We start from the raw sequence: 11,442 nt of genomic DNA on the forward strand, positions 1-11,442 counted from the left end.
CAGCGCCCGCGCCCGCGTCGTACGCTGAGGGGATGCCGTCGCGGATCCGGAGCCTCGTCCTGCCCGGATGGCGCGACCCCGAGCGCGTGTTCCTGGCGCTGGGGGCGACTGCCGAGCGGGTCGCGTGGCTCGATGCGGGCCCGGATGCCGCGGAGGGGCGCAGCATCCTCGCGATCGCCGCGTCCGGTGACCGCGCCGTCACGGCGACGGGCGACGACTCACCCGACGACGTGTACGCGCTGCTCGGTGAGCCGCTCGCCGCGGGCGCCGCGGACGAGCGCGAGCATCGGGGCGCACCGAGCCCGATCGGCTGGATCGGCTGGTTCGCGTACGAGTTCGGCGCCCGCACCCTCGGCCTGCCCGCCGCCCCGACGACGGCGCCCGAGGCGGCCTTCGTCTTCGCCGACCGCGCGGTGGTGTTCGACCACGGCGCGCGCCGGGTGCAGCTCGAGTGGCTCGAGCGGTCGGATGCCCCGGGCGAGCGCGCGGCGAGCGGCACGGAGCCGGGGGAGACGTGGGCGCGCGCGACCGCGGCGGCGATCGCCGCGCTGCCCGCGACCACGCCCGGCACGGGAGACGACCCGATCGCGGTGGCGGCGCTGCCAGAGGCATCCGTGCCCCCCGCCGTGCACTGGCGGCACGATGCCGCCGAGTACGAGCGCATGATCGGGCGGTGCCAGGCCGCCATCGCGGCCGGCGACGCCTACCAGCTGTGCCTCACCAACCGCGTCGAGGTCGACGTCGACGTCGATCCGGTGGCCGCGTACCTGCGGCTGCGCCGGTCGAGCCCGAGCCACCACGGGGCGTTCCTCCGGCTCGCCGGGGTCGCGCTGCTCAGCGCGTCGCCCGAGCAGTTCCTCGAGGTCGGTGTCGACGGCACGGTGTCGACGAAGCCCATGAAGGGCACGCGCCCACGCGGCGCCGACCCGGTGCGCGACGCGGAACTGCGCGCCGAGCTGCTCGCGAGCGAGAAGGAGCGCGCCGAGAACCTGATGATCGTCGACCTCATGCGCAACGACCTCGCCCGGGTCGCGGAGGTCGGCGGGGTCGCGGTGCCGAGCCTGCTCGCGGTCGAGGAGTACCCGCACGTGCACCAGTTGGTGTCGACGGTCACGGCTCGGCTGCGGCATCCGCTCACCGCCCTCGACGCCGTGCGCGCGGCCTTCCCGGCGGGGTCGATGACCGGGGCCCCGAAGGAGTCGGCGATGCGGATCCTGCACGAGCTGGAGGGCGGGCAGCGGGGCGTCTACTCCGGCGCGTTCGGGCGCATCGGCATCGACGGCAGCGCCGATCTCGCCATGGTGATCCGCACGATCGTGGTCGCCGCAGGCACCGTCTCGATCGGCACCGGCGGGGGCATCACGGCACTGTCGCACCCGGCCGAGGAGGTCGAGGAGACCCGGCTGAAGGCCCGCGCGCTGCTCGCCGTGCTGGGCGTCGCGGCCGACGGGCGCTGAGGAGGCTGCTCACCCGCGCGGAGTGGGTAGGCTGGTGGCTCGGATCGGCCGCTTCGGCGTGCCCGCGATCCCCACTGCGCATCCCCCCATGATTGAGAGTCACGTGGCACACGAGCACGACACCACGCACAGCCCGTCCGGCGACGCCGACCAGTACGACTTCGCCGCCATCCAGGACAAGTGGCTGCCGCGCTGGGAGGCGCTCGACCCGTTCCGCGCCGGCCGGCCCGGCGACACGCGCCCGCGCAAGTACGTGCTCGACATGTTCCCGTACCCGTCGGGCGACCTGCACATGGGGCACGCCGAGGCGTTCGGCTACGGCGACATCGTGGCGCGCTACTGGCGCCAGCAGGGCTTCGACGTGCTGCACCCCATCGGCTGGGACTCGTTCGGCCTGCCCGCCGAGAACGCCGCGATCAAGCGCGGCGTCGACCCCAAGGGGTGGACCTACGACAACATCGCGCAGCAGAAGGCGAGCTTCCGCACCTACGCGCCGTCGTTCGACTGGTCGCGCGAGCTGCACACGAGCGACCCCGAGTACTACACGTGGAACCAGTGGCTGTTCCTGAAGCTGTACGAGCAGGGCATCGCCTACCGCAAGGAGGGCCAGGTCAACTGGTGCCCGAACGACCAGACGGTGCTCGCCAACGAGCAGGTCGTCGACGGCCACTGCGAGCGCTGCGGGTTCGAGGTCACCAAGAAGTCGCTGACCCAGTGGTACTTCCGCGTCACCGACTACGCCGACCGCCTGCTCGACGACCTGAACCAGCTCGAGGGCCGCTGGCCGTCGAAGGTGCTGGCCATGCAGCGCAACTGGATCGGCCGCTCGACCGGCGCCGACGTCGAGTTCGAGATCGAGGGCCGCGAGGAGCGCATCAGCGTCTTCACCACGCGCCCCGACACGCTGTTCGGCGCGACCTTCGTGGTGGTCGCACCCGACTCGCCGCTGGCCGCCGAGCTGGCCGCCGGCGCGGGCCCCGAGGTGCAGGAGCGCTTCGGGACGTACCTGCACCAGGTGCAGTCCGAGACCGAGATCGACCGCCTGAGCGCCGAGCGCCCGAAGACCGGCGTGTTCCTCGACCGCTACGCGATCAACCCGGTCAACGGCGAGCGCCTGCCGATCTGGGCGGCCGACTACGTGCTGGCCGACTACGGCCACGGCGCGATCATGGCCGTGCCCGCGCACGACCAGCGCGACCTCGACTTCGCCCGCGCCTTCGACCTGCCCGTGCGCGTGGTCGTCGACACGCACGCGCCGATCACCGGGGCGATCCCGGTCATCCCGCTCGACGAGCACGGCGTGCCGATGCTGCCCGACGAGGCGCCGTCGGAGAGCCCCGCCGACACGGGCGAGGCGCTCACCGGCGACGGCCGCATGATCAACTCCGGTCTGCTCGACGGGCTGAGCAAGCGCAACGCGATCCGCAAGGCGATCGACCTGCTCGCCGAGCGCGGCACGGGCCGCGCCTCGAAGAACTACCGCCTGCGCGACTGGCTCATCTCGCGCCAGCGCTACTGGGGCACGCCCATCCCGATCATCCACTGCGCCGAGTGCGGCGAGGTGCCGGTGCCCGAGGACCAGCTGCCGGTGCGCCTGCCCGACGCCGAGGGCCTCGACCTGCGCCCGAAGGGCACGAGCCCGCTCGGCGCGGCCGACGACTGGGCGAACGTGGCCTGCCCGGAGTGCGGCGGCGACGCCCGCCGCGACTCCGACACCATGGACACCTTCGTCGACAGCTCGTGGTACTACCTGCGGTACCTGAACGCCGACGACCCGACGCGTGCGTTCGACCCCGCCGAGGCGGAGAAGTGGGCGCCGGTCGACCAGTACGTCGGCGGCGTCGAGCACGCCATCCTGCACCTGCTGTACGCCCGGTTCGTCACCAAGGTGCTGTTCGACCTCGGGTACCTGAGCTTCACCGAGCCGTTCACCTCGCTGCTCAACCAGGGCATGGTGATCATGGACGGCTCGAAGATGTCGAAGTCCAAGGGCAACCTGGTCGAGTTCGCCGGCGAGCTGCGCGCCCACGGCACCGACGCGCTGCGCGTCACGCTCGCGTTCGCGGGCCCGCCCGAGGACGACATCGACTGGGCCGACGTCTCGCCCGTCGGGTCGGCGAAGTTCCTCGCGCGCGCCTGGCGCATCTCGGGCGAGGTCGACTCGCCGACCGACGTCGAGTGGAAGGGCGGCGACGTCGCCCTGCGGCGGGTCACCCACCGGTTCCTGGCGGATGCCCCGGGGCTGGTCGAGGCCTTCAAGTTCAACGTCGTCGTGGCCCGCCTCATGGAGCTCGTGAACGCGACGCGCAAGACCATCGACTCCGGTCCCGGTGCGGGCGACGCGGCCGTCCGCGAGGCAGCCGAGGTCACGGCGATGGCGCTGAACCTGTTCGCGCCGTACACGGCGGAGGACATGTGGGAGCGCCTCGGCTACGAGCCGACGGTCGCACTGGCGCAGTGGCGCAAGGCCGACCCGACGCTGCTCGTCGAGGAGTCGGTCACCGCGGTCGTGCAGGTCGACGGCAAGGTGCGCGACCGGCTCGAGGTCTCGCCGAAGGTCTCGACCGACGAGCTCGAGAAGCTCGCCCGCGCTTCGGCGGCCGTGCAGCGCTCGGTCGGCGACCGCGAGATCGCCAACGTGATCGTGCGCGCGCCGAAGCTCGTGAACATCGCCACCAAGCGCTGACCCGGGGGTCGCTCCTCGGTTGCGGGGAAGGGGCTTCCTGCACAGGCTCTTGATGCGTCGTGAGCGATTCGCGGAGTCGACGGCGACGGAGCACCTGGCGCAAATCGCGAACTCTCCGAGGTGTGTATTCGCCGCGCATGCTTCGCGCAGCGACGGCGACGCCTTTCATGTCCGCTGGCTTGGATTGAGCACTCGAACTAAGGCTGGATGTGCGGTTCAATGCAACGGTGAATTCTGCTGAGGTCGGCTTTGTAAAGTCTTCGATGTGTTTGCGCCCTCCGCGGGTGGCTGTCTTGGTTCCGGATGACGCTCACTGGCGCGACTGGGTGATGTTCGCGCTGACCGCGGCAAGCGAGGTTTGGGGTGGTGTCGCCTTCATAGTGGTCCCGTTTGACAGCTCGAGTGGAACCCCGTTGCCCCTCTTTCACGACATCGTGCGAGCCTACGATCCGGACCACGTGGTCACGCTGGAGTTGTCGCTTCAAGCGTGGGAGGACCTTTACCCGGGCCATATCAAGATCGAAGGCGCTGAAGATGAAGAGAGCCGATTGCGCCTCATTCGCAGTGCCGGGATCTTCCATGCCGACTTGGCTGCGGAACGCGCACGTGCACAGGTGGCCCAATGGTGTTCACCATTGCGCGCGGCGCGGCTGAGGCGCAAGTCCGAGGACCTAGAAGTGCTTAGACGCATCCGGCTGGAGCGGGGAGACCGAGTCGAGACCGGGGCGCTTGCTCCAGCGCCCCAACCAGCTGGCGCTGTGCTGGCCGCAGCGCGGCACTGGCGCTCAGATGAGGCCTTGATGGCTGCCATGAGGGTCGGAATCGCGACTACGGAACCAGATCCGCGGCCTGAGCCTCCCGGAGAACTGCTGCCTTGGCTCGTCTATTCAGAGCAAGACAACGAGCATGCTGAAGCGCTGAAGTGGGGCGAAGGTGAGCTAGGAGAGTCTCCGGAACGGTGGTTTACCTCCAACCAGCGCCTCATGCAGGTGACGAGGGGCATGAACTTCGATGCATACGCGATGGTTGTTGGCAACACATTGAGTGACTACGCGCTTGCTCTTGCGTACGACCGGCTGATGGGGCAAGCCATGTGGCTCTCAACTGAACTCGCCGAAGACAAGGATCGTCTTCGGCGGCAAGTCGCTCCGCGCGTTCAGACCGTACTAACCCGACTTGAGAGTGGGGCTCAACATCTCGTCCTCACCTCCGCTTCTGAGAGCGATGAGTTACTGAAAGCACTGGCCGAGTCGCTCCAGCGGAGCGATCTTGAGGTCTACTTTGAGTCAAACGGGCAACGGGTACTCCTAAAGGACGATCAAGACACCCTGCAAGTTCGGCGACCCGATTTGTCCACCGGGCTTGTGAGCTTCGTGCTCGATGAGCATGTGGGTGCCGAAGTCTCACTCCCGATGGCGACCACCTCGGACGGTTCATTGGAAGCAATGATCGGGCTGGAGACGCCGGTGCCGGTGAACTTGATATTCAGCTCGTCCTCCGGACACATTCCCTACTGGTACGTCGATGCAACGCTGGAGCATGACCGCATTCCGCGCGGCCGTGACGTTCCCGCCTCGGCGCTTGTTGTAGACGACGGTCCGTATCCCCAGGTGAATCTTCGGTCGAGCAGGGACGGCGTCTCGTTCTCTCCACGCTCAATGGGATTCGTCCCGTCGAACGCGTTGTTTGCATCTCGGATCGGGCGTCCGCGACTCCGCCGGCCGTCGATGCTCGCCTGGGTCGAGGCGATGGCACGTGTGAACGGACTCGGGGTACGGCTCTCGGATGCCGGACGAAGGGCGGAGCTCGTGCGTTCCCGAATCGGGAGTCGACAAGATCTACTCGACCTCATGACACCCGACCACCTCGCCATGTTCCGCTCGTTCGCGCCGCGTCCGCGGCGTCCTGGTCCCGGTGAGCGCGACCCTGACGTCGTCGTAGTCGGGTTGGACCCGTACCTCACGTTCGCCGGCATTCGATCCCAGCTCAGCGGATTGGGAACTACGGAGTGTCTAGACCTAGTAGATCGTCTCGTCGCTTCCCGGCTACTTCGACGCGGCCTTGTGCTCGGGTGCGAAGAGTGCGCGCGGCCATCCTTCCTTGGCGCTGAACGACTTGGACAGCAGTACGAGTGCCCCCAGTGCGGCGCCACGAATTCGCTCGTATCTAGTCGATGGAGACGTCAGTCAGCTGAGCCGACTTGGTTCTATGACCTCTACTCGAACCTTCGGGAACTAGTCGACAAGAATGGTGATGTCGTACTGATGGCCGCGGACCACCTGCGTGCTGGCGCGCGGGCATATGCGGATGTGCCCGAGCTTGAGTTTCTAGATCAGGAATCTGGAAAGCCAGTGGCGGAGATCGATGTGGTGGCTTGTGTTGATGGTGACGTCGTCGTTGTTGAGGCCAAGTCCAAGGGCTCGTTTGGCTCGAGGCGCCGCAAGCCCCAATCGTCGAAGCTCATGCGCGTTGCGACTGCGCTTCGAGCACAGCGAATCCTGCTCGCGACTACCGCTGATGCGTGGAGTGAGACGGATGTTGAGTTGTTCCGCGATGTCTCGTCCCAAACAGGACCGGCTTCAGTAGAGATCTCCGTTGTAGCGGGACTCGGCTCGCCAACTTCGTCTCCTCCGCTCAGCTAGCCCAACCCGGTGGTGCCGCTAGAAGGTGCAATCTCCGTCACGATCTAGTAGCGGGGCACGCGCGCCTGCCTGCAATTCGGCGTAGTGAAGTCGCCACCTGCGGAGGGACGGACTTGCTCCTCCACACGAGGCGCCCGTCCGGCGTGTCCGGTCGAGGTCGACGGATGCCTGTGGGCGGGTGCCCGTGCGCGCCTAGCGTGCGAGCGTGCCCGAGCCCGCTCCCGACGACCCCGGTGCCGACCTCGCCCCGAGCGCGCGTCGGCCGCGCCTGCGCATCGGCGTGGGCGCGGCGGTGGTGCTGTTCCTCGGCTCGCTCGGTGGTGCCGCGCTGCTGTCGGCGTGGTCGGGCGGTGGCGGCACGGTCGAGGTGCCCGTCGACGCGTCGGCCTCCGCGACGGACCCGGCCGTCGTGGTCGAGGAGTCGGTGCTGCTCGTGCACGTGGCCGGCGCGGTGCGGCAGCCGGGACTCGTGCAACTCGCGCAGGGCGCCCGTGTCGTGGACGCGATCGCCGCCGCCGGCGGGCTCGCCGAGGACGCCGCCGCCGACGCGGTGAACCTGGCACGGCCGGTCGCCGACGGCGAGCAGCTCGTCGTGCCGGTTGTGGGGGACGAGCCCGCGGCCGGCTCCGCGGCACCGGGCGTCTCGGGTGACGGGCGGGTGCGGCTCGGCACCGCCGATGCGGCGACGCTCGAGACGTTGCCCGGCATCGGCCCGGCCCTCGCGCAGCGGATCATCGACTGGCGCACGGCGAACGGCGGGTTCAGCGACGTCGAGCAGCTGCGCGAGGTCGCCGGCATCGGCGAGGTCACCCTCGGTCGGCTGCGCGACCTGGTCATTCCGTGATCGAGGTGCGTGCACGAGTCGACCTGCGCCTCGCGCTGCCGGCGGCCGCGGGGTGGGTCGCGGCGCTCGTGCTGGTGGGCGTGCCCGACGGAGCGTGGTGGGTCGCCGGCGCGTCGTGGGCGGCCGCCAGCGCGGTGCTGGTCGTCGCGGTGCGCCGTGCACGAGGCATCGGGCGGTCGAGCAGCGCGGGCGCGCTCGGCGCGATCGCGGTCGGCGCCGCCGTGGTGGGCCTCGTCGCCGCGTCGATCGGCGTCGCCGAGGGCCGTCGATCGGTGCCGCTCGACACGACACGCAGTGCTGCGTGGGAGCTGCGCGTCGACGGACGAGCGGACGCCGCGTTCCCCGGATTCGACGGCGAGGAGCAGGTGCGGTTCTCGGCGACCGTACTGGCGGTGCATCCGGCCGCAGACGGCACCCCGATCACCGGGCTGGACGTCCCCGTGCGCGTGACCGCGCCCGCGGCCGACCCGACGCCCGTGTTCGGTGCCCACGTCCGCATCGAGCTCGCCTCGGCACGGCCCGCGGATCCGGGGGATCGGGCCGTGCTGCTCGTGCGCGCCGCGGGCCCGCCGGATCTCGTGCACCTGCCGGAGTGGTCCGCGTGGGCGGGCGGGCTCGGTGCGAGCTTCGCCGCGGCGGCCGAGGCGCTGCCCGGCGACGGCGGCGCGCTCGTGCCCGGCCTCGCGGTCGGCGACACCACGGCGGTCGGCGACGACCTCGACACGGCCATGAAGGCCAGCTCGCTGAGCCACCTGACGGCGGTCTCGGGCGCGAACTGCGCGATCGTCACGGCGGCGGGACTCGCGGCGGCCTCGCTCGCGGGGCTCGGGCGCCGCACGCGCGTGGCGGTCGCCGGTGCTGCACTGCTGGGGTTCGTCGCGATCGTCACGCCCGAGGCGAGCGTCGTCCGCGCCGCGACCATGGCCGGAGTCGTATTGGTCGCCTTCGCGCTCGGACGCGGCGGGGGAGGCGTGCCGGCGCTCTCGGTGGCGGTCGTGGGGCTGCTGGCGTTCGACCCGTGGTTCGCGCGCGACGCGGGGTTCGCGCTGTCGGTGCTCGCGACCGCCGGGCTCCTCGTGCTCGCGCCGCCGATCGCGCGCCGGCTCGGGCGCGTCATGCCCGTGCCGCTCGCGGAGGCGCTCGCGCTCTCGATCGCCGCGCAGCTCGCGTGCCAGCCCGTGCTCACGTTGCTCGAACCCGCCGTGCCGGTGTTCGGCGTCGCCGCGAACCTCCTCGCCGCGCCCGCGGCCCCCGTCGCCACGGTCGTCGGCCTGCTCGCGTGCCTGGTGCTGCCGGTGCTGCCCGGGGTCGCGCACGCACTGCTCTGGATCGCGTGGCTGCCGGCTGCCTGGATCGCCGCGCTCGCACGCACGACCGCCGGGCTGCCCGGGGCATCCGCGGGCGTGCCGGCAGGCGCGCTCGGCGTGGTGCTGGTCGGCGCGGGCGTGGTCGCGATCGCGTCCCTCTGGCTGGCCGGCCGGCGGCGCCTGCGCGCCGTCGCGGCCGCCGCCCTCGTGGTGCTCGTGGGCGCATGGGTGGGCTGGGGGTGGGCCGCCGACGGGCTGCGCACGGCGGACCGCCCGGCCGACTGGGTGCTGGCCGCGTGCGACGTCGGCCAGGGCGACGCCGTGCTCGTACGCGCGGGCGACGCGACCATGCTGGTGGACACGGGTCCCGACCGGCAGGCATTGAGCGGATGCCTCGGGGTGCTCGGCGTCCACCACGTCGACGTGCTGGTGCTCTCGCACTTCGACGCCGACCATGTCGGCGCGACCGAAACCCTCGCCGGCCGCGTCGGGCTCGTCGTCGTGGCCGACGCGGACGATCCGCGCGAGGCGGCAGCGCTCGCGCCGCTCGGCGGCGCCCGGGTCGCGCGCGTGTCGGTCGGCGACACGGGATCCGCCGGAGGCATCCGCTGGAGCGTGCTCTGGCCGCGGCCGGGCGCGCCCGGCGGCAACGACGCGAGCGTTGCGATGCTCGTCGACGCCGGCGGGCTGCGCACCGCGTTCCTCGGCGACCTCGGCGAAGACGCCCAGCGGGCGATGGCAGCGAACGGGCTCGGGCGGGTCGACGTGGTCAAGGTCGCGCACCACGGCTCGGCCGACCAGCACGACGGCGTGTACGAGCAGCTCGGCGCTCGCGTGGGACTCGTCAGCGTGGGCGCGGACAACGGCTACGGGCATCCGACCGACCGCGCCCTCGACCTCGTGCTCGGCGGGGGCGGCCTGCCCGTGCGCACCGACGAGTCGGGGCTGGTGCTCGTCGCCCAGCGCGATGGCGCGCCGGTGGTCTGGGTCGAGCGCGGCCCACCGGCGACGGCGACCGGCGCACCGCCGGCGTGGGCGGGCGCCGGTAGACTCGGCGCCGACCCGAGAGGCGGGTCGCGACGAGGAGGAATCGCGTGGCCCGCACCGCCCGACCGGCACGAACCGCCAAGGCGAAGGTCGCGATTCCGCAGCTCGACTGGCACGAGATGCGCCCCGCGCCCGTCGTGCTCGTGACCGGTTCAGAGGGCTTCCTCGCCGACCGCGCGATGCGACGGCTGCGCGACGACCTCCGGGCCGCCGACGCGTCGCTCGAGGTGACCGACGTCGACGCGGCGTCGGCCAGTCGTGGCGAACTGCTCACGCTCGCGAGCCCGTCGCTGTTCGGCGAACCGCGGCTCATCCGCGTCGAGGCGGTCGAGAAATGCAGCGACGACTTCCTCGCCGACGCCCTCGAGTACCTCGAGGCGCCCGCCGACGACACCACCCTCGTGCTGCGCCACGCCGGCGGCGCCCGTGCGCGCAAGCTCCTCGAGGCGATCCGCGGCGGCGCCGGCGGCGGCATCGAGATCGTCTGCGCCGAGATCAAGCGCGACTCCGACCGGTACGAGTTCGCCGCGCTCGAGTTCCGCGCCGAGAAGCGCCACGCGACGCCGGGCGCGGTGCGTGCGCTCGTCTCCGCGTTCGCCGACGACCTCGCCGAGCTCGCCGCCGCGTGCCGCCAGCTCATGGCGGACGAGGCCGGCGAGATCACCGAGCAGACCGTGGCCCGCTACTACGGCGGCCGCGTCGAGACGACCGCGTTCGTGGTCGCCGACCAGGCGATCGCCGGGCGCCACGGCGAGGCGCTGCGTGCGCTGCGCCAGGCGCTGCAGTCGGGAGCCGACCCGGTGCCGATGGTCGCTGCCGTCGCCGTGAAGCTCCGCACCATGGCCAAGGTCTCGGGCACGCGCGGTGGTTCCGGCCAGCTCGCGAAGGAGCTCGGGCTCGCGCCGTGGCAGGTCGACCGCGCCCGGCGCGACCTCTCCGGCTGGGACGACGAGGGGCTCGGCGTCGCGATCCAGGCGCTTGCGACGGCGGACGCGAACGTCAAGGGCGCCGGCCGCGACCCGGTGTTCGCGCTCGAGCAGCTCGTCGGCGTCATCGCGCGACGCGGTCGCTGAGCAGACGCGAAACGGGGCCCCGCCTTCCGGCGGGACCCCGTCTCGAATGCTGCGGCGCGACTTACAGCGCGGCGGCCTGCTTCGCGATGGCCGACTTGCGGTTCGCGGCCTGGTTCTTGTGGATGACGCCCTTGCCGGCGGCCTTGTCGAGCTTGCGGCTCGCGACCTGCACGGCCTCGGTGGCCTTCTCCTTGTCGCCCGAGGCGATGGCCTCGCGCGCCTGACGCACGGCGGTCTTCACCGAGCTCTTCACGGCCTTGTTGCGCTCGTGCGCCTTCTGGTTGGTCTTGTTGCGCTTGATCTGCGACTTGATGTTTGCCACGTAGGTTCGCTTTCGTTGTGTCGATCGGATGGAGCCGTTCGGTGGGAGGGCACCTCGCGGCGAT

7 protein-coding genes are annotated in these 11,442 nt (G+C 71.2%); 6 read left to right on the top strand and 1 reads right to left on the bottom strand.

What is annotated here, in order from left to right; all coding sequences use genetic code 11:
• Nucleotides 1-32: 32 nt before the first annotated feature.
• The 6 genes from pabB (at nt 33) to holA (ending at nt 11,056) form a co-directional block, all read left to right on the top strand.
• On the top strand, nt 33-1,457 hold the full coding sequence (gene pabB / locus QUE38_RS15745) for an aminodeoxychorismate synthase component I (protein ID WP_286309239.1): 1,425 nt from the start codon (nt 33-35) through the stop codon (nt 1,455-1,457).
• 103 nt (nt 1,458-1,560) lie between these two features.
• The gene (gene leuS, locus QUE38_RS15750; RefSeq protein ID WP_286309241.1) at nt 1,561-4,143 is read left to right on the top strand and encodes a leucine--tRNA ligase; all 2,583 of its coding nucleotides are present in this window, start codon (nt 1,561-1,563) and stop codon (nt 4,141-4,143) included.
• Between the two features lie 293 nt (nt 4,144-4,436).
• A complete protein-coding gene (locus QUE38_RS15755; protein ID WP_286309244.1) occupies nt 4,437-6,785 on the top strand; it encodes a hypothetical protein in 2,349 nt (782 codons plus the stop codon).
• A gap of 205 nt (nt 6,786-6,990) precedes the next feature.
• Nucleotides 6,991-7,629 (top strand): ComEA family DNA-binding protein, encoded by a 639-nt coding sequence (locus QUE38_RS15760; protein ID WP_286309246.1) that lies wholly within the window; start codon nt 6,991-6,993, stop codon nt 7,627-7,629.
• A gap of 5 nt (nt 7,630-7,634) precedes the next feature.
• Nucleotides 7,635-10,130, top strand: a complete 2,496-nt coding sequence (locus QUE38_RS15765; protein ID WP_286309247.1) for a ComEC/Rec2 family competence protein — start codon at nt 7,635-7,637, stop codon at nt 10,128-10,130.
• Nucleotides 10,031-11,056, top strand: coding sequence for a DNA polymerase III subunit delta (holA, locus tag QUE38_RS15770; RefSeq protein WP_433996922.1), 1,026 nt, complete (start codon nt 10,031-10,033; stop codon nt 11,054-11,056). The genes QUE38_RS15765 and holA overlap by 100 nt, the downstream gene beginning before the upstream one ends.
• Nucleotides 11,057-11,117: 61 nt before the next feature.
• On the opposite strand, the gene rpsT is transcribed toward holA, so the two are convergent.
• The gene (rpsT, locus tag QUE38_RS15775; RefSeq protein ID WP_286309248.1) at nt 11,118-11,378 is read right to left on the bottom strand and encodes a 30S ribosomal protein S20; all 261 of its coding nucleotides are present in this window, start codon (nt 11,376-11,378) and stop codon (nt 11,118-11,120) included.
• Nucleotides 11,379-11,442 lie beyond the last annotated feature (64 nt).

The sequence above is a fragment of the Agromyces mangrovi genome (genome assembly GCF_030296695.1).
GTDB lineage: Bacteria > Actinomycetota > Actinomycetes > Actinomycetales > Microbacteriaceae > Agromyces > Agromyces mangrovi.

Coding starts and splice junctions, on each gene's coding strand:
- pabB (WP_286309239.1), top strand. CDS start 33: ATGCCGTCGCGGATCCGGAGCCTCGTCCTGCCCGGATGGCGCGACCCC.